Source organism: Alkalinema sp. FACHB-956, assembly GCF_014697025.1.
Taxonomy (GTDB): domain Bacteria; phylum Cyanobacteriota; class Cyanobacteriia; order Leptolyngbyales; family Leptolyngbyaceae; genus Alkalinema.
In genome coordinates, this window is record NZ_JACJRC010000001.1 from 294483 (window position 1) to 315209 (window position 20727).

Consider the following 20727-nt stretch of genomic DNA (forward strand, 5'->3'; position numbering starts at 1 on the left):
GGAAAAAGTTGATGGTTTAACACCAGAAACATAGTGAACAATGGGGACTGAGCTACAAACAATCATCTTCCCATCCCTGTACCCCAATGACGATCGATCCGCCCGCCCAGAGTCCTGCGACCCAACCCTCTCCCCGCCTCTCGGTGATGGTCAATCAGATCCAACCCTCCCCAGAAACGATCGTGCTGATTTTGGCTGTCGTCGTGGGGACTGGCGCAGGCATGGGCGTCGTCACCTTTCGCTACCTGATCGACCTGATCCATCACCTCCTATTTGCCGATGTTATGGGCAAAATTGGCAGTTGGGGATCCTGGACCTTGGCCATGATGCCCGCGATCGGCGGCCTCATCATTGGCGGGATGCGGTGGCGCTGGAAAGACTTTGGCCCTAGCGTGTCCGCCCTCATTAGCTCCGTCCAAAGCAGCCAGGAAATTTCCCCCGTGCGACCAGTCACCAAAATGGTGGCAGCGGCAATCTCCTTGGGCTCCGGGGCATCCCTCGGCCCGGAAGGCCCCAGCGTCGAAATCGGGGCAAACCTAGGGGTGTTACTGGGACAGGCACTCCAAGTCTCCCAAGAACGGCAACGGTTACTCCTCGGAGCTGGAGCCGCAGCAGGGCTGGCCGCAGGATTTAACGCCCCGATCGCGGGGGTCTTTTTTGCCCTGGAAGTCGTCCTGGGCACCACCTTTGCCACCTCTGCCGCCAGTGTCGTGTTGCTCTCCGCCGTCGTATCTTCCCTGATTGCCCAGATTGGCCTCGGTTCCCAGCCTGCCTTCGATCTGCCCTCCTACGAAGTCCGTAGCCCCTTAGAACTCCCGCTCTACATTGGCCTCGGCCTCTGTGCTAGCCTAGTCGCGATCGCCTATACGCAATTGAATCGCTTCTCCCAGCGCGCCTTTCAGGGCAAGGTGGAACGGCTGCAAATGCTCGCGAAAATTCCTCGGGAAATTCAGCCGATTTTGGGAGCCACCTGTGTCGGATTGGTTGCCCTGAAATTGCCCCAGGTGCTGGGCATTGGTTACGAGACGATCGAGGCTATGCTGCGGGATGTGCAATTTTCGATCGGGCTATTGCTGGTGCTGCTGGTGAGCAAACTGGTGTTAACGGCACTGTGCCTGGGCAGTGGTTTGGTGGGTGGCGTCTTTGCCCCGGCGATGTTTCTGGGGGCCACCTTGGGAACTGCCTACGGTCAAGCCTTGCCCAAGCTGTTACCCATGTTTGCCGATAACATCGCTGCCCCCCCAGCCTACGCCATGGTGGGAATGGCCGCCGTTCTCGCCACCAGTGCCAGAGCGCCCCTGACAGCCATTTTGCTGCTGTTTGAACTGACTCGCGACTATCGCATTGTCCTTCCCCTGATGGCAGCGGTGGGATTGAGCGTCTGGCTGATGGATCGCTTTAAGGCCAAGCAGGACAAAAAAATCAAACAAGAAGTCAAGGAGCCAGAAACCGCTGCAACCCCGACCCCAGCGGAAGTGATTACGGAAGTGATTGCTGAACCCGCTACCCCCGATCAACAAACCCTGTTGTTGCAACGGCTGCGGGTGAAAGATTTGATGCAGTCGCACTTTTTAAGCCTGCCCGCTTCCCTGCCAATTCCCGAAGCAGGGCTGGCGCTCACCCGACACCAATCCCATAGCGCCTTGGTCATGGAGGGTTCCGCACTGCTGGGCATTCTGACCCTGCAAGACATTAACCGCGCCTTGACCCGCCATAGCAGCAGCCCCGAGGACATTGCAGCCCTGGCCAATCAACCGATCGCCAGTATTTGTACCGCAAAAATTCTCTCCGCTTCCCCCGATGAAACCGTCAGCGAAGCCCTCGATCGCATGGCAGCGCGCGGACTGCGACAGTTGCCCGTCCTAGATCCGGACAATCCCGATCGGGTCATCGGCATGATTGACCATGACCAAGTGCTGTTGGCCGGCAGTCTGGCGCTAACCCAGGAATATCTAGCGCCCTATCTCGCCCCCTCTACGGTCTAGACTTTTCCAACTTGCTACTCCCCCCGCCCCAGTCCCAGAACGCAAGCGCAAAAAATCGTGCAATTTTCAGACGGGCGAGTATCCTGTAGCAGTCCAATGGATTGCCAGGGTGACTTGCTGGTTTGACTCGCTGAGTTGACTCGCGATCGGGATTGAGCAATTTTGGGTGATGCACATGGAAAACGCCACATTCACATCTCAGTTAACAGCCATCTTTCACAACTCGTTAGCCGGGAAGGCACCCCATCGGTTTGGAGTATTCCTGTCCCTAGGGCTGGGTCTGGGCACGATCGCTGCACCTGCTGCTTTGGCGACCCCCTTGGATGGCTGGAAATACGACCCCAGCACCAATCAACTGGAATTCGTCATCACCGATGGCATTCAGCCGCGTCACTTTTTGATGGCGCAACCCGCGCGGATTATTGTCGATCTGCCCGATACCCAAATCGGCTCCGCCCCCGCCCAGCAAACCTTTACCACTGGAGCCATTCGGCAGATTACGGTGAACCAATTGCAGCCGAATCTCACCCGACTGATCCTCGAAATGTCTCCGGATGCGGTGTTCGCCCGTGGACAGGTGGCGATCGAACGGCTGGGAGATGGCGATCGCAATCTGAGCGATCGTTGGCGAGTGCAACCCCTGTTGGCCCAGTCCTCCTTGGCGAAACCGATCGCAGTCAAGTCCCCTACCCAGCCTATTCCCGATCGGTTGTCTTTTGCAGCTCCATCGGTGGCTGGTTCTAATGCGTCTTCTAGTACGTCTGCAAGCCTCGATCGCTTCAATCGCAGCAATGAACCCGTAACGCCCCCCAGCCCCGCCGATTATCCCCCCGGCATGGCTACGATCGTGCAGCCTGCTGACCTGAATTCAGCGAACTTAACGAATCCCGCTACGCCAGCTAAACCCCAAGCTACAGCAACGGTCACACCAACGACGGCCACGCCAACGCCCCGGATAGAATTGCCCAAGGCGATCGTGACGGTTCCAGCGCCTAAAGCTCCGACAGGAACCGCCGCGATTCCAGCCACCATCAAAACGCCTGTCAAAACGCCTGTTAAAACGCCTGTCAAAACGCCTGTTAAAACGCCTACAGCACTTCCTACGGCTCCCATCTCCCAACCCACTGTCAGCCCAGCGACCGCTCCCACGACCCCGGCGATCGCCGATCCCACGACTCCACCGCCCCCCCGCTTGGAACCCACTACGCTAACCCAATTAGCCCCGCCCCCTAATGCAAGTCCAGCGGCGGCCCCTGGTTCCACCCTACCGCCCGCCCCGCCTGCAATCCTGGCCTCAAATCCCACTGCGAACCTTCCAGATACCCTACCACCAGCGGAATCTACCCAAACCGTTCCCAGCGCGCCAACAGTGTCTGTGCCGCCGTTGCCGCCGTTGCCAACCACGATCGTGCAACCTTCTGCGTTACCCAACAATCAGCCCCCCGCGTCCCTCCAGCCCCAAAAGGTCGCGATTCCTGTACCTGCACCCAGTGCGCCAAAAGCAAACCCCATTCCGGGACAGTGGCCGGCCCACATTCCCAAACCCAATGCGCTCCCACCTGAGCCTGCGCTGAGCCCTGCGATCGCGCCAGCCCAACCCGTGGCGCAGCCGATGGTTCCACCCCCGTCGATCGCGCCTCCCGTCATTCTGCAACCGGCGGCAACCATGCCCCAACCCGCGATCGCGCCTTCCCAGATCGAATTTGGTCAGCCCTTACCCAATGCTGCCCAAAGTGCAGCCCCAGGATTACCCCAAGGAACCGTACCCATCGCGATGCCTCAAGCGGTCCCCATGGGAAGTTTTCCCGCGATCGTCAACCCCAGCGCCAATGGGCTAGTCTTGCCTGTAGGAACGGCTCTAGCAGTCCGTTACACCGGCATTAGCAATCTCACCTTGCAGAAAAATGAAGCCCGCCAGGAAATTCTCGTCTTACAAAGTCCCATCATCGATCGCATTGGGAAACCGATCGCGCCGGAAGGAAGTCTAGTCCTAGGTCGCTTTGAAAGCAGTGCTGCGGGGAGTCGTTTTATTGCACAAACGATCTCCATTCAAGGCCAAAACTTTCCCCTGTCTGCGGAATCCAATGCCTTGGGCGGCGTCCGTCAGCCCTCTGAAAAGAATTTGCTACAAAACTCGGGAATTGGCGCACTGGCGGGGATTATCGTCGGGGGGCTATCCGGTGGTAACTTTATTGGCGGAGCTGCTGCTGGGGCTGCCATTACCTATGCTACGGCTCCTAAATCAACGACTATCCAACCGGGTCAAGTCTTGGAAATTCGGCTCAATCAAGACTTTGTTATTCCAACCAGAAATACAGTGAGTCAAGTGCCAGCAATCAGCCAGTAAACGGTAAAACTCACAAAATTATTCCAACTCACAAAACTATTCCAATCCACAAAACTATTCCAATTCACAACGTGCTAACTCACACAGAGGACTCATGACTGAGATTGGTAAATGATCACGCGATTTCGACCCTGCTGCTTGGCTGCGTACAATGCTGCATCTGCTTGTTGAATTAACTGCTCCGGAGTCAGATTCTGTGCCGGAACAATTGCCGTTACCCCCAAGCTCAGACTAACGCACTCACTTACTTCCGATTGGGCATGGGGCAGTTTGAGATAGGCAATATTCAGACGAATCGTTTCAGCAATTTGAAACGCACCTTCGATCGTGGTATTGGGCAAAATGATGGCAAATTCCTCCCCCCCATAGCGGGCAACTAAATCCGTCGATCGCTTAACGGAGGCTTGAATGGTCTGGGCTACGGTTTGCAAACAGGTATCTCCTCCCTGATGGCCATAGTGATCGTTATAGCGTTTGAAGTAATCGACATCGCAGAGAATTAGCCCCAGGGAGCGCTGATCCCGCAGGAGGTGTTGCCATTCCCGCTGCAAGTAGTGATCAAACGCCCGCCGATTGGCCACCTGCGTTAAACCATCTAAGGTCGCTAACCGTTGTAACTCTTCATTGGCTGCCGCAAGGGCGGCTGTGCGCTCCATAACCTTTTGCTCTAGGATTTGGGCCTGTTCTTTCTGAAACGCATATAAGCGAGCATTTTCGATCGAAATGGCTGCTTGGGCACACAGCACTTTAACAATGTCCGATCGCGCAACGGTAAAAGTCGCCCGCGAAAGCTTATTTTCTAAATAAACCACCCCTAAAAAGTTGCCCTGATGAATCAAAGGTGTCGCTAAAATTGACTTGGGTTCTACTGTTTGGATATAGGGGTCTTGGCTGAATTGACTATGGTAGTTAGTCAGATCGTCTAGAACAATGGTTTCCTGGGTATGCGCCACATAGTTGACGATCGAAAGTGCGATTTGATGGGCCAAGTCAACCGAACGGGATGGCTTCTCTAGATTGTGTATGCTCAGATCCAACGATCGCGATGTTGCAGCATACCAGCCCGTTTCCGACTCCAGTAATAACACCCCCCGATCGGCTCCAGTATTTTCTAAAATGGTTGCCATGAATTTTTCGAGTAAGCGATCGAGGACAATTTCCTGCGACAATGCCTGCGATGATTTCATCACTGTCATTAAATCTAATTGGGAAGAATGACTATTTACACTGTCTCGCAACGGATTCAGGGAAGTTTGTAAGTAATCACCAGAATGATCTGTATTCTGTCCTAAAATACCCACCAATAATTGAGAATATTTGATTTCTAAATGCTTGACTTTTGCGGTTGCTCCCCAGCGTTTAAACCAATAGCAAGCTTCTTGAAAATACCATTGCGCAATTTTCACCTGGTTTAATTCTAAATAGAACCCAGTTGCTAACTCACAGGCGATTGCCACCTCCTGTAAAAAGCCTTGCTTGCGGGCTGCATCAATTGCCCGATCGTAATATCCCATGGCCTTTAAGGGTTGACGTTGAACCCGGCAGCATTCGGCTTCAATCAGCCACACTTTATGCTGATAATCGGAGGGCACATACTTGGCCCGGTGTTGTAATTGTTTCTGGGCAGTCCGAATGCGTCGCATCCATTGGAATCGTTGCAGGGGATGAATTTCTGACCACTGTGCCAAGCAGGTTAACGCCTCGAAAAAATGCCGCCCCGATCGCATCAGGCGACCGAGCGCCCCTTGTTGCAAAGGCTTCAGGTGTGTGAGGTGCTGTTGTGCCAGTTCATACTCGCCAAACAAATACGCTAGGAATAACTTTTGATAGTGAAAGTTAAACTGAGATGATGGATCGACAAAGACCTGAGCCTCCGGATTGGTTTCGTCATACCGCACGCCTGCAAATTGCACGGCTTGCTCAGGGGAGGGCAGTTGTAAATTGAGCAAAGTTTGCCAAACTAACCGAAATACCATTAAAGTTCGCGGTTGACGTAGGCTTTGCATCATCGGGTAATAGATTTCACAGTCCTGCAGCAGCTGATTCAGCTCTTGTCCCACCCAAACCCCGTAGCTCACTCGAAAAAATAAGCAAGCCGCCGCATATTCAAAATCGCCCACTTCGATCGCGCGATAGTGCAGTTCCAAAAGGGGATCTAGGAGGCACCGAGCGGGTTCTTTCCAGTGACGGATAAAACTTTGAAAGACCATCCCCAACCGAACTTCAGTGCGTCGATTCTCCAATTTATGAGTCAGCGCGATCGCTTGTTGGGCAATCCGATATCCCAATTCCACCTTGCCCATCACATTACATAGCATCAATCCAAAGGCTCCATATTGCAACGGAGAGGAAGGGGCTGCCCCGTGCTGCAAGGAAAGTTGGATACCCTGAATCGTATTCCACAGAAGTAGATTGCGGCTTGATACGTATAGTGAACCCCCCAAGCTATCCATGATTTGGGTGATCGCCCGAGCGGTTGGGTCAGTCATGATTGGCAATTCAGCAATCCGTTGCCACGATCGTTTTAATACCCGCTGGAGCCGCAGCAGATCGGGCAGGAGCGTCATCATCCGAACCTGCCGCTGAACCTTCAGTCCAAATTGTTGAAAACGCTCAATGCCGTAAAGAATCGCCTGTTCCGTTTGCTGCCGCGCAACATAGGATTGAATACGGATCTCGTGGGCATTCATCTGATCTAACAGTGAAGTTGTATTGTTCAAAATTTCATCTAAATAATGCTCCATAACTGTGAATTTGCCACATAACAAAGCCGCATCAGCCGCCGCTTCCAACAGCATTAAAACCAGTCGATATTGGCATTGCCAAGACTGCTGTTCTAAATATCCTAAACCTGTTACAAAGTAATCAAGGGCAATGTCATAGGCATTGGCATCTCTAGCTTTGCGACCTGCTTTCAGATTCAATTCCGCTAAATGCTGTTTGACCGCGCGATCGTACAGCATCACCGGCCCCTGATTCAGGTGATTGACCAGATCAAACAGGCGATCGGCCTGCGCTTGAAGGGTACTGTGGTTGAGGAAGGCTTGCCCAATTCGCCAATGGAATTGTTGTTTCTGCGCCGTGGGAATTAATAAATCAACGGCCTGTTGAATGCGATCGTGGGCAAATCGATATTGCAACGGCACCCCCGCCAGGGTATCCGTGCTCGCTCCGTAGCGATAATCTGGCACAATAAATCCCTGACCCAAGGCAGGCCAGAGTTGAGTCGCGATCGTTTGCACAGCGTCCTGCTCCAGCAGAGCTAGCGTTGCCAGATCAAAGTAATTGCCCAAACAGGCTGCCATTTGGAGTAACCGTTGAGCCGAAGGCGGCAGTTTTTGAATTTGATCAATTAACAAATCAACGACATTATTGGTAATTTGTTCACTCTGAATTCGTTCAACATCCCATTGCCAAGCCCGTTGCGAATAATCAAAATGAATTAATTTTTCCGCGTACAACGTTTTCAGAAATTCACCAATAAAAAAAGGATTGCCTTGGGTTTTTGTCAGAATGAGTTCTGCCAGGGGAGCCGCTTGGGTGATTTCGCAGTACAACGTATCAGCCACCATGTGCTCTACGGATTCTAACGCCAACGGAACAAGTTCGATCGCCCCAATCGCCACTCCCCGACCGGTCAGTTTGTTCAATGTTTGCAGGAGGGGATGGGCTTCATCCACCTCTCGATCGCGATAGGCTCCCACAATCATCAAGCCTTCAAATGCGCTATCTAAAAAGGTGAATTCTAACCATTGTAAAGTCGCATTATCAGCCCATTGCAAATCATCCAGAAACAACACTAACGGATGATCCGTTTGACAAAATATCCTCAAAAACTCCTGAAAGACACGATTAAAACGATTTTGAGCTTCTTGGGAGGGTAAGGGGAGAATGTCCGGCTGTGGCCCAATTAACCATTCCACTTCAGGAATCGCTTGAATAATCACCTGTCCGTTATTGCCCACAGCGTCTAAAATCTGCGATCGCCATTTCTGCAAAGTGATCTCATCAGAACTGAGTAACTGCTTCATCAGCATTCGCAGCGCTTCTACGATCGCGCTATAGGGTCTCGATCGCTGCAATTGCGCAAATTTACCAGAAATCAACCGCCCTTGACGCTCAGCAATGGGTTGCGCCACTTCCTGCACGAGTCTAGATTTCCCAATGCCCGCATACCCTGAAATGACGGTCAGTTGTGCAGATCCCCGTTGGGTTTGCGCAAAGGTGTCCAATAACTGTTCGATCGCCTGCTCCCGTCCATACAGTTTAGACGATACCTGAAACCGATCCGATCGATCCAATTGTCCCAAGCGAAACACATGGCGCACCCCCTGGTGCCACTGTGCGAGGCAATGTTCTAAATCCGCTTGCAATCCGTAGGCACTTTGATAACGATCCTCCGGCATTTTGGCTAAAAGCTTCATCACGATCGCCGACAAACTTTGCGGAATATCAGCATTTAACTCATGGGGGGGACAGGGTTGTTGTGCTAGGTGGCAATGAATTAACTCCAAGGGCTCAAGGGTCTCAAAAGGTAACTGATGGGTCAGTAACTCATACAAAGTCACCCCCAGACTGTAGAAATCTGTGCGGCAATCAATGGCATGGTTCGTTCGTCCCGTCTGCTCCGGAGAAATGTAGGCCAGAGTACCCTCCAGCACATTATTCTGAGAAAATGTGGGTTGCGATCGCGATTGCACCACAGAAAGTCCAAAATCAATGAGTTTTAACTCACCAGTCGTCGAATTCCAGACAATATTACTGGGATTAATATCTTTATGAATGACCTGGTGTTGGTGAATGATATCTAAGGCTTGGGCAATCTGAATCGCTAACTCCAAAACCGTTTGGACAGAAAAAGGCTGCTGCGCTTGGAAAACATTCAGCGATCGCCCCCCAAAGTCCTCCAGCACCAGAAAGCAAGTATTCTGATATGCCTGAAAGTCATAGATTTGAATGACTGGCTCAACCTGCAATTTGGATAAGATCTCGTATTCCCGACGATAATTGGCCAAGGATTGAGGATTGGGATACTGCTGGTTCAGAACTTTCAGAATGATTGGGTGCGGCGTGTGGCTAGAATGTCCCCGATAAATTACAGAATTCAGACTTGCATAAATCTGTTCAGTTACCTCAATGCCTGGAAAATCAAACATGTCATTAGTGAGGAATGAGTGCCAAATCAATAAGAACAAACACGATCGTCCTTCTGGGTCTCTATCCAACCCAGCAACGCCCATAGAAAAAGATTGATGCCCCAGAAGACCCCTCTACCTGAACAAGCATCTGGCATCTCGTCCAGTTCACGATCCCTCTAGCCTTTCTCCAGCGTACGTCCAGCATATCTCTAGCCCGTCCTCCCCAGCACCCACTCAGAACTTCCCCGTCTTACGTTCATTCCAGCCTGCCCAATCCGTTGGGCGATGTCACATCGTCTAGGCAAATCGTCTAGGCAAATCGTCTAGGCAAATCGTCTAGGTAAATCGTCTAGGCAGCCATCTAGTCAACTCCCCCCTTCCCAAAATATCGACAATTTCCATTTTGTTGCAAAGGATGATCCCAACAATCGGCCCAGCTTTTCGATAAAATTGGACTTTGTAGTATCCGCCATTACCGTTTTTCGGAAAGTCACCATGAGTCAGAGAACGCTATTCGATAAAGTTTGGGATCTCCACACCGTCGGTACCCTTCCCTCCGGCCAAACCCAGCTATTTATTGGGCTGCACCTGATCCATGAGGTGACTAGTCCCCAGGCATTTGCCATGCTGCGGGAACGGAATTTGCAGGTCATGTTTCCCGATCGCACCGTTGCTACCGTTGATCACATCATTCCCACGGACAACCAAGCACGCCCCTTTGCCGATCCCATGGCCGAGGCAATGCTTCAGGAATTGGAAAAAAATACTGCGGCCAATCAGATTCGCTTTTACAACACAGGATCCGGCAGGCAGGGGATTGTGCATATCATTGCACCGGAGCAAGGCTTGACCCAACCCGGCATGACGATCGCCTGCGGAGATAGCCACACTTCCACCCACGGAGCCTTTGGCGCGATCGCCTTTGGTATTGGCACGAGTCAAGTGCGGGATGTGCTGGCCTCACAAACCTTGGCCCTCGCGAAACTCAAGGTGCGCAAAGTAGAAGTCAATGGCCCCCTGCAACCGGGCGTCTATGCCAAAGATGTGGTTCTGCATATTATTCGTAAATTGGGCGTTAAGGGGGGCGTGGGCTATGCCTACGAATTTGCAGGTACCACTTTTGAAGCCATGTCCATGGAAGAACGTATGACCGTGTGCAACATGGCGATCGAAGGCGGGGCGCGCTGTGGTTATGTCAACCCCGATCAAATCACCTACGACTACCTCAAAGGTCGAGACTTTGCGCCCAAGGGGGATACTTGGGATCAGGCAGTGGCTTGGTGGGATAGCCTACGAAGTGATGCCGATGCAGTTTACGATGATGTTGTCGTTTTCAATGCAGCGGACATTGCGCCTACCGTTACCTGGGGCATTACACCTAGCCAAGGGATTGGAGTTGATGAATCCGTTCCCACTCCTGAAGAAATGCCCCAGGATGAGCAAGCATTGGCCCAGGAAGCCTACAGCTACATGGATCTGCAACCGGGCAAACCCTTAGCCGGAACGAAGATCGATGTTTGCTTTATCGGCAGTTGCACCAATGGCCGCATTTCTGACCTACGGGAAGCCGCCAAAATTGCCCAAGGCCATAGCGTTGCGCCGGGGGTGAAAGCCTTTGTGGTACCGGGGTCGGAGCGGGTGAAGCAGGAGGCCGAAGCAGAAGGGCTCGATCGGGTGTTTGCCGCAGCGGGTTTTGAGTGGCGGGAACCGGGCTGCTCCATGTGCTTGGCCATGAACCCCGATCGCCTGGAGGGACGGCAAATTAGCGCTTCGTCTTCCAACCGCAATTTCAAAGGACGGCAAGGTTCGGCTTCTGGGCGGACGTTGTTGATGAGTCCGGCGATGGTGGCGGCGGCGGCCATTACGGGCAAGGTCACCGATGTTCGGGAGTTATTGCAGCAGTAATCGGTAGTCATTGACCGTTATTAGATTCAGGGAACTCTGGAGAGATCGGAGCTGATTTCTCCAGTGAAAGCTAGGAGCGCTGAACTGACCCTCCTATTTAAATGATTCGTGAGGGTACAACGATCGATGTAGAAAGTCTACCGAGTGAAAAGTCTACCGAATCACCCAACGTGAATTTGATAGCTGCAATGTGTACTTTGCGAATGCCTACTGGCTCAAGATGGAGAATACCCTTTCGGGGGGTGTCGGGGGAGTAGAGTCCCCTGACATAGCAGGGGGGCGGGGAGAAGTTCCCCGATCCTCGCTGCGCAGCAGCCCCGACGATCGCGCTATATCACGAGTCCCTTAGCTTTCCATTCACCTACGATCACACAACTGTTTGATAAAACGCAAGCAATTCCTTAGCCAACGCCTGATTGGTATATTTCACCATCGCCCGTTGATAGCCCCGCTGTCCCATGTCCTGGGCAAATTCTGGACGATCGATCAGTTGCATTAAGCGATCGCCCAGCGCCTCCCGATCACCCTCCGGAAACACCAACCCTGCATCCGCAATCACATTGGGAATTTCACCAGAATCAGAACCAATCACCGGAACTTGGCAAGCCATCGCTTCAATCAGCACATGGCCAAACTGCTCCTGCCAACCCACCGCTGTCAGCGTTTTGAATTGATAGGTAGTTTCCGACGGCAACACCAACGTGTCCATACTGTTGATATAGCGATAGACCTCCGCATGGGGCACACTTTCCACCAGAATCAACCGATCGCGAATCCCCAATTCCGTCGCCGTCGTTAACAGTTCCTCCTGCAAAGGCCCACGACCCAACAGCAGCAACTTCCAAGGCCGCTGTCCCAACCCTGCTGCCGCCTGAAGCAACGTCATCAACCCTTTTTCCGGCACGAACCGCCCCACAAAACCAATCACAAAATCCGTAGGGGCAATCCCCAAGTGCGATCGCAGTTCCGGTTGGCGTTGCGGTTGGAAAATGCGATCATCAACCCCCAACTGCGGCATAATCTGCATTGCGCGATCGTAGCCCTTTTGTTTGAAAATTTCGTAACCCGCCTGATTGCCAACAACAATGCCATCAGTATTCGCTAAATTGAATTTTTCAATCAGCGAAACCGGAAATTTCAACTGATAGGGCAGATTCCACCAGGTAAAAAACAACCGTTTAGCCCGCAAATTTAGCAGGCGATCGAGCATAATCAACTGCGCATAGGCCAGGGACTTCACCCCCTGTTCCACCTGAATCACATCCGGGCGAAACTGGCGCAAGAGTGTAATCAACTCCGGCCCAAAACACAGCAAACCTTGGTTATTTTGGCTGTAGTTCAACACCGGAACCACCCGGAAATTGCCATCCTGCCAAGCCCGCGCCTCCACCACGTTTTTCATCACCCCACCGGGCCGCCAGCGCTTCGGTACGACGATCGTCACTTCGATCGCCGGATCGAGCTTCGCCAACGATCGCAACTTTTCGCAGTTCAAATCCACAATATAGGAATGACTGACCACCAAAATTCGCATTGCCCCTCTCCTCACTGATTTGCTGACTGATTTATCCCGGATGCGTTTCGATTAATCCAACCTGATACCAAATCGACTTGTGATTGCAAAACATAGAGATCCCCCTAAATCCCCCTTAAAAAGGGGGACTTTGAAAGAATTTAACTGAATTCCCCCCTTTTTAAGGGGGGTGAGGGGGGATCGGATCTGTAGCATTGATAAATCAATTGGGTACGACAAATTAGCTATCCAACGCGCGAGCTTTGCGCGTGTAAACCTGACCGTCATCCCAATAGGACTGGACTAACGTTTTCAAAGTCGCTAAAAACGCTAAACAAAAAAAGCCGCCGCGCGTCAGGATTTTAATCGGAGATTTGCTCTTGTAGCAGGGGGGATGGCCCAGAACGTGACAATCAAATAATTTGCTAAAAAATCGCACCGCTTGCCAGGGCGTCAGATTTTTCAAGCCCATCAAAAAGTGGTTGTGATAGAAAGTAATTTGGTACTGCATCGATCGGGTGCTGATGTCGTGACAGCCGCCGGTTTCTTCCCCCAGATGCACCAATTGCGCCGTGGGGTCGTACCAAATCTGCAAACCCGTTTTGCGGATTCTCAGACAAAAATCCGATTCCTCCCGCACCGCGCTCCCTCGAAACCGCTCATCAAACCAAATTTGGTGTTTGTAAAAAATTTCTCGGCGGTAGGACATATTGCAGCCCCGTGCACTCAAAACCCGCTGCGGCTTCACCGTATGCACCAGGTTGATGTGATACCAAGCAATTCCCGGATCCATGGCTTCCGGCGGCAAATCTTCCACTACCAAACCCGCCGCATGATCCGCCAACTTCATCCGATCTAGCACCCGTCCCGCCACCGCCCCCACCTCCGGGCGATCGTAATTCTGGGCATGGGCCGCCAAAAAGCCCGCTGGTAACTCCACATCATCATCCAAAAACAGCATGACATCGCCCTTTGCCTGCCGCACCGCATAGTTCCGCGCCCCCGGCAAACTGGCCCAATTCAGTCGGAACCAGCGAATTTTTCCCGCAGCAGCCATCTCTTCCAGAAACGCCTGCACCTCCGGCCCATGGGTCGGCGTCTGATCGACCACCAGCACTTCAAACTGCGGATAGTCCTGTTTCAACACATCTCGAATCGAAACCACCAGCGGTTCTTCTCGCCCATAGGTGGGGATGATGACGGAAATCAATGGCAGCATAGTTTACAGAAATAGCTTGCAGAAAAACGGGGATGGGATGATGCTGGCAGATGCTGGAAAGGACTATCTCGATCGGGGAGATGACTTACGACGTTTGCCTTTAGGTGGAGTCGCCGTTGCCTCAGCCAGTTGGGGCACTTCGGTTTTTTCCAGTTCCGGCAACTTGAGTAAGGCTCCTGCCATAAACCAGTAGTAAACTCCAACTGGATCCACATCGAGGGGATAGTAATAGGTGTTGTAGCTGATAAACAGGATAAACACCCACAGCGCCGCCCCCATGCCCCGCAGGTTTTTATCCTTGAGTTGGCGATAGGCGCGGAACGTGACTACCGTTAGTGTGGTCACGACCACCAGAAAGAGCAACACCCCGATCGGGCCAATCTCAAATAACAGCTTGGGATAGTAGGTTTCAATCAGCTTCGTTTCCCCAAAACTCCGGGCCGAATTGGTTGCCCGCCCCAGGCCCCGCCCCAAAACTCCGGCCAGATCACTCACGAAATCAAACTGCGACGCAATAAATTCCGTTGGTGGAGCTGCTTCCCAGCGGCTAGAAAAGCTATCCAACCGTTCCTGTACCACCTCTGGATAGGCGGCCATGGCGATCGCGGCAAATACCCCCAGCGTGATCCCGATCGGCAAAAAGCGCTTTAGGTTGGCCACCTGACCCGTCACGACCAGCAGCACCGCAAACACGATCGGCACGATCGCGAGGGCAATCCGTTGTCCCGACAGCACGGCCATCGCTAGGGTTCCGGCCATTGCGCCCATCCCTACCAACCGCCAGAGAAAACTGCGATCGCTAAAGGCCGTTGCAAAACTAAAAAAGGCCGCCGAAATCAGAAACCAGCCCCACTGCCAGGGGGCCACAAAGGTTCCCGGTAGGCGGATCACCCCCTGCTCCTCGTTGTACAGCAGCGAGCCTCCTACCAAACACCGCGCGCCTAGGGAGGCTTTAAACAACTCCGCACCGGATCCGACCGTGCCCTGACAGCGACCAGTTTTCAGCATCATGTATTGGGCAAACGCCAAGCCACAGCACACCAGGGTCAACACCGCCGTAATCCGCATTAGGCGATAAAAATCCGATCGCTTATTTAAAAAATAGTAAGCACAGGAAATCAGCGGTACGTAACCCAGAAAAACCTTCAAGCCCAAAAGCCCCATCAAAAAGGGTTTATCTCCCTTGGGGGCCAGTTGCTGGGCTCCATTGACAAACAGCAGAACCAACAGGCAGTACCCCAGTAACAACAAGAGCGGTGTTTTCAAGCCAGTGGGCAGGATGAAAGGTAATTTTTTCCGCTGGCACAGTTGGATTGTGGCAATCAGTGCCGGGAGATAGAAAATATCCTTGGCCAATTGCAACACAGGGTTACTGCCGCCCCCGATCGAATAGGTGATCGTTCCCCCCAGGGGCAAATAAATCCAAAAGCCGTAGAGCGCCTGCCAGGGATATTTAAACGCGAGCAGCAGCACCAGCGTTCCCACCATGCCCCCCACGGCACCTTTGACACCCCCCACGATCGCCAACAACAGCGCAACGAAGATCGAACAAACCGTCGCGATCGTCAAAAACTGCGTCAATTCTTGTTTAGCCTTAGCTGCTTTACGTTTTGCCGCCAGTTGTTCTTTCAGCGTCAGGGTCGGCTGTTCGATGGATTCCGGGCTGCTTGCGGACTGGCGTTTCGCGGCCTTGGAAGATTTGCTGGATTTTCGGGAGTTTGACTTGGCCATGGGCTGGGGAAGGACAAAGGGGGTACTCTCAGAATGCCCGATTTCCCCTTGATTTCCCCCTTGATTTCCCCCCCTTGATTTGCGCCCTGCTGAGAACTCAAGCCAGGAACCCCAGCGAGACACCCAAGCTAGGAACCCAAACATGGCCCAAAAACGTCGTTGCTAATCCCTCTCTCTGGCCTGAGGCTTTGATCCCGCCGACTGCCACCGATCGCCGAAGCTCTAAATTTATACCAACAATAAATATTAACTTCTCGGTACAATAGCCATCTATGACGAGTCCTTCCCGCCCTGCTTCTGTCCGTTCTATTGCCGCTAGCGCCGACGCTATGCGAATTGAGGCCATCGATCGAGAGGAAACCCCTTTGACTGTTCCGTCTGTTCCCACTGCTGCTCTATTAGCTGCGCCCCAAGGCGACTTGATCGTTCCTGCATTGTCGTTGGAGTTTCCCCTCGCATTTTCGTTAATTATTCCCACCTACAACGAAGCTAATAATATTCAGCGCTTAGTAGAAATCCTCAGTTCTACGCTGGATCAAGTGTTGCGCCACGATTATGAACTGATTGTCGTGGATGATGATAGCCCCGATCGGACTTGGGAAAAAGCCCTCGCCCTCGCCCCCCACTATCCTCAACTACGGGTTGTCCGGCGACAGGGAGAACGGGGACTATCTACGGCAGTGATTCGCGGTTGGCAGGTGGCCCAGGGGCGGGTGTTAGGGGTGATCGATGGGGATTTGCAGCATCCGCCGGAGGTGTTGCTGGGGTTGTGGACGCAGATGATCCAGGGAGCCAATTTAGCGGTGGCCAGTCGCCATGTCGATGGGGGGGGCATCAGTGAATGGAGCCTGTTTCGGCGAATGACTTCGCGGGGGGCACAGATCTTGGGGTTACTGATCCTGCCCCATGTCCTCGGTCGTGTGTCCGATCCGATGAGTGGGTATTTTCTGGTGCAACGATCGGCGATCGGCGATCGCGCCCTCAATCCAGCGGGCTACAAGATTTTGCTAGAGGTGATTGGACGCGGGCGCATTGGCCAGATTGCTGAGGTGGGTTATGTGTTCCAGGAACGGCAGGATGGGGAAAGCAAGGTAACTGGACAGCAGTATTGGGAATACATCCAACATCTACTGCGGTTACGCTGGGCCAAACGCGATCGCACGGCGCTGAAAAAGCTGAACCAACGCTTTCCGATCGGCAAGTTTTTGCGCTTCGGGATCGTGGGCTTTAGTGGCTTAGCTGTGGACATGGCCGTGTTTGCGGTGCTGTTTGGGCTGCTGGGGCCAAGTCGGGCAGTCCTAGCGGCGGTACTTTCGGCGGAAGTCGCACTGATTAATAACTTCGTTTGGAATGATTTCTGGACGTTTGGCGAAATTTCTCGCGGTCAACCGGGCAAACGGCGCTGGTTGAAACGCTTACTGAAATTCAATGTCGTCTGCGGTACGGGGATTGTCTTGCAAGGCTCGCTGATGGGACTGTTTAGCACAGTACTGGGCTTGAACCCATTCCTAGCAAAGTTACTGGCGATCGCGATCGTAGTGATGTGGAACTTCTGGGTCAACCTCAAGCTCAATTGGCGCGTCACCGATGTCAAAAAGTAACCCGAGCAGTAACCCGAGCCCAAGAGATTCCTCGCTAGAATACTATCTATCAAGCTATCAAGAAGACTATCGATCTGCTCCGCCGATCAGCTCAGCAATCCCAATTTCCCCTCCTACCCTCCTACCCCACCATGACCCTCAGTAGCACCCACAGAAAACTTACCTTGGAGGAATATCTAACCTATGACGATGGCACGGATACTCGCTACGAATTGGTGGATGGAGAGTTAGTAGAAATGCCACCGGAAACGCGCCAGAACAATGCGATCGCCGTCAAGCTCTTACTGGAATTTGCTAGATATTTACCGCAACAATTGATTGCCTGGAATGCAGAAATTGAAGTGAGTGGACGGTTGGCCAATACGCGCTGCCCTGATTTACTGATCTTGACGCCAGAAGCGGCCACGGCCTTGGAGGGAACCTCTCGGGCCACGATTACCCGAGAGATGCCGCCCCCCGCGTTAGTCGTTGAAGTCGTGAGTCCAGGGGTCAATAATCGCATTCGGGATTATCGTCACAAGCATACGGAATACGCCGCCCGTTGCATTGCAGAATATTGGATTGTCGATCCCCAGGAAAAGCAAATAACCGTTTGCCAATGGGTTGAAGGAGCCTACACTGATCGCGTATTCCAAGGCGGCGATCGGGTCATTTCTCACATCGTGCCAGAATTTACCTTGACGCCCGATCAGATGTTTGAACTGCAAGCTTGAGCGATGTACCTGACCCATACCGTCGGACTATGAAAAATAGGGACAGCCATTTCCCAGGTCTTGAATCTGGCTCAACCAGTCGCCATACCTTGGATTTGACAAAACCGATCGACGCAGCGATCGAAATATATGCCACGGCAACCTATAGTGACCCCCCGTTTGAATGTCGGGAATGGTGTTCCGTTAACGACCAGGGCTTTCGAGTGTCAGAATTACGCCTCGGCACCCAAACTGGCACCCACATCGATGCCCCCGCCCACTTTGATGCCCACGGAGCCACCCTAGAAGCCCTGTCCCCCGCCCACTTGATAGGCCGCTACTTCCTCCTAGACTTGCCCACCTATGGCACGATCGAAACAGTAACCACCCTGTGTTCCTCGATCGCCGACGAAGGGATTTTATTCATTCGCGCCCCCTTACAAACCAGCAGTTGCCTGACCCTGGACGCCTTAACCTATCTACTGCAACTGGCACCCCCCTTGTGGGTTGTAGATGGGTCTGTGACGATCGCCGCTGCCCCAGATTTTACGTTCTACCAACAGCTAGCCAAGGCAGGTAAATACTGGGTTGAAGATCTCGATCGACCCACAGCCCAGAAAGTCCATCCTAACGGTGAAATCTTTGCTTTACCATTAGCCTTGGTCGGCACCAGCGGGGCACCCTGCCGCGTCCTCATCCGCCAATAATCCGGCCTCCTAGCCCCGGCCACAAAGTCATTGCCCACCCTAAAAAGTCATTCATTAGACCGTCAAGCAAATCGTCAAGTAGACCGTCAAGTAGCTATTGAGCATGGATGAACCGATCGCTCGAAGGATTCCCTACGTTGATGGATGGGAATTTGAATTATAAATTCAGTGCCTTGACCCGGTGTGGAATAGCATTCCAGGTGGCCTCCATGCTTTTCGGTAATGATTTGATAGCTGATGGACATCCCCATGCCTGTCCCTTTGCCGACAGGCTTGGTGGTGAAAAAAGGATCAAAGATTTGCTGCCGAGTTTGTTCTGTCATTCCTACGCCGTTGTCAACGATTTCAATTTGAACCCAACGGGACTGAATCACTGATGTGCGAATGGTAATTTGGTAGGATTTCTCACTATCTGTTCCAGCACCCTCCATGCATTCTTCTAGCGCATCCAAAGCATTCGCCAGAATGTTCATAAATACCTGATTGAGCTGTCCGGCATAGCATTCGATCAATGGCAGATCACCATATTCTTTAATGATCTGGATGCAAGGGTGATGGTTTCGACTTTTGAACCGATGCTGTAGGAGTAATAACGTACTGTCAATGCCATCATGGAGATTGACCGTTTTACAATCCGATTCATCTAGGCGCGAAAAAGTGCGCAGAGAAAGAACAATTTGACGAATCCGATCGGCCCCTGTTTGCATGGATGCTAATTGCTTGGGCAAATCATCCACGAGATAGTCAAAATCAATTTCCTCCATCTTTTCAGCGATCGCCTGTTCCGCCATTCCCCGTGTATCCTGATCGGGTAGAGTTTGGTAGAGCGCAATTAAACTCAGCAAATCTTGAATGGATTGTTGCGTATGTTTCAGGTTGCCGTAAATGAAGTTGACAGGGTTATTGATCTCGTGGGCAACCCCTGCCACCAGTTGACCTAAACTCGCCATTTTTTCCGTTTGAATCAGTTGGGGCGTTTGTTGAATTTGCTGAAGGGCTTGTTCTAATTGTTGATTTTTCTCCAGCAAATAAGCTTCTGTTTGTTGGAGTTGAACGATCGCCTGTTCACGATCCTTGGCCGTTTGCTGGGCAGTCTGCGCCAACCGCAGGCCATAGGCCGTGACAGCGAGTGTGATCATACCGACACAGCCTGCCAGCACATACTCATACAGCTTCAGCATTGCAATTTCGGTGTGTTGCTCTGCAAATCGTTGCTGCTGAATTTGGTTAATCTGTTCCCGTAGTTTTGCGATCGTTGCGCTGATTTTGATATTGTACTGATCCATATTTGACATATGGATACTGGCTTGGGCAATTTGATTTTGGCGCAGGTAAGAGAAGATCAATTCCGCTTCACTTTGCATCCCAATGGCATCCAGATCCAACCCATCCAGGTTCATGAGTAAAGGATTTGCCAGATTCGGTGATACTTGCTGGGTTAGGTCAGTTTTGACCTGTTGGAGCAGCGTGTGAAATTGTTTGGCGGCCCGCTTCAGTTCCTTGGATTCCGCATCAATGTTCCGGGAGTTAAAAACGTTATTTCCGGGGGCATTGAGGGCGATCGCCAAAGTACCTAGCTGAGAATAGGTCTGCTGGCGTGTTGCCCAAGTTTGGTTAATGGTAACTGAGCGATCGTAGATGCACGTAATCTGATGATTGAGGGAGAGCGTGGCTAGCATCGTAACAACGTTGCAACCAGCCAAAATATAGTAAATGAAATACCATTTCGGCTGTTGGATCAGTTGCTTGAGCCAGTTGGGCGGAGATAGGCAGGATGGATCTGCGATCCCGTCAACTTGAGTCAGTTGCGCGGGAGAAGAGGGTTTCAACAAATCATTGAGTGATCTTGGACGTTTCAGCACACAACGGACTCCTAGGACTGTGATGTA

The 20727-nt window shown here is 52.2% G+C and carries 11 protein-coding genes; 6 read left to right on the forward strand and 5 right to left on the reverse strand.

Annotation, left to right across the window (positions count from 1 at the left end):
- The first annotated feature begins 86 nt into the window (after positions 1-86).
- Together H6G21_RS01240 and H6G21_RS01245 are read left to right on the forward strand one after the other, a co-directional pair.
- Positions 87-1985, forward strand: a complete 1899-nt coding sequence (locus H6G21_RS01240; protein ID WP_190569666.1) for a chloride channel protein — start codon at positions 87-89, stop codon at positions 1983-1985.
- Between the two features lie 175 nt (positions 1986-2160).
- Entirely contained in the window at positions 2161-4332 is a 2172-nt protein-coding gene (locus H6G21_RS01245; RefSeq protein WP_190569667.1) for an AMIN domain-containing protein, read from the forward strand.
- Positions 4333-4424: 92 nt separating this feature from the next.
- On the opposite strand, the gene H6G21_RS01250 is transcribed toward H6G21_RS01245, so the two are convergent.
- Complete coding sequence (locus H6G21_RS01250) at positions 4425-9488, reverse strand: diguanylate cyclase (RefSeq protein WP_190569670.1); 5064 nt, start codon at positions 9486-9488, stop codon at positions 4425-4427.
- A gap of 477 nt (positions 9489-9965) precedes the next feature.
- Between H6G21_RS01250 and leuC the strand changes: the two genes are divergently transcribed.
- Positions 9966-11375 (forward strand): 3-isopropylmalate dehydratase large subunit, encoded by a 1410-nt coding sequence (gene leuC, locus H6G21_RS01255; RefSeq protein ID WP_190569672.1) that lies wholly within the window; start codon positions 9966-9968, stop codon positions 11373-11375.
- 367 nt (positions 11376-11742) lie between these two features.
- Here leuC and hpsO read toward each other — a convergent pair whose 3' ends face one another.
- The 3 genes from hpsO to hpsL form a co-directional block, all read right to left on the reverse strand.
- Positions 11743-12909, reverse strand: a complete 1167-nt coding sequence (gene hpsO, locus H6G21_RS01260; protein WP_190569674.1) for a hormogonium polysaccharide biosynthesis glycosyltransferase HpsO — start codon at positions 12907-12909, stop codon at positions 11743-11745.
- Positions 12910-13129: 220 nt separating this feature from the next.
- Positions 13130-14107, reverse strand: a complete 978-nt coding sequence (hpsN, locus tag H6G21_RS01265; protein ID WP_190569676.1) for a hormogonium polysaccharide biosynthesis glycosyltransferase HpsN — start codon at positions 14105-14107, stop codon at positions 13130-13132.
- Between the two features lie 63 nt (positions 14108-14170).
- Positions 14171-15982: a hormogonium polysaccharide biosynthesis protein HpsL gene (gene hpsL, locus H6G21_RS01270; protein WP_242041573.1), complete on the reverse strand. Its 1812-nt coding sequence runs from the start codon at positions 15980-15982 to the stop codon at positions 14171-14173.
- 128 nt (positions 15983-16110) lie between these two features.
- Between hpsL and H6G21_RS01275 the strand changes: the two genes are divergently transcribed.
- The 3 genes from H6G21_RS01275 (at position 16111) to H6G21_RS01285 (ending at position 18838) form a co-directional block, all read left to right on the forward strand.
- On the forward strand, positions 16111-17439 hold the full coding sequence (locus H6G21_RS01275) for a glycosyltransferase family 2 protein (RefSeq protein WP_242041574.1): 1329 nt from the start codon (positions 16111-16113) through the stop codon (positions 17437-17439).
- A gap of 131 nt (positions 17440-17570) precedes the next feature.
- Complete coding sequence (locus H6G21_RS01280) at positions 17571-18152, forward strand: Uma2 family endonuclease (protein WP_190569678.1); 582 nt, start codon at positions 17571-17573, stop codon at positions 18150-18152.
- Positions 18153-18241: 89 nt separating this feature from the next.
- Positions 18242-18838, forward strand: a complete 597-nt coding sequence (locus tag H6G21_RS01285; protein ID WP_190569680.1) for a cyclase family protein — start codon at positions 18242-18244, stop codon at positions 18836-18838.
- A gap of 86 nt (positions 18839-18924) precedes the next feature.
- On the opposite strand, the gene H6G21_RS01290 is transcribed toward H6G21_RS01285, so the two are convergent.
- Positions 18925-20700 carry an ATP-binding protein gene (locus H6G21_RS01290; RefSeq protein WP_347277957.1) on the reverse strand — a complete coding sequence of 592 codons (1776 nt, stop codon included), beginning with the start codon at positions 20698-20700 and terminating at the stop codon, positions 18925-18927.
- Positions 20701-20727 lie beyond the last annotated feature (27 nt).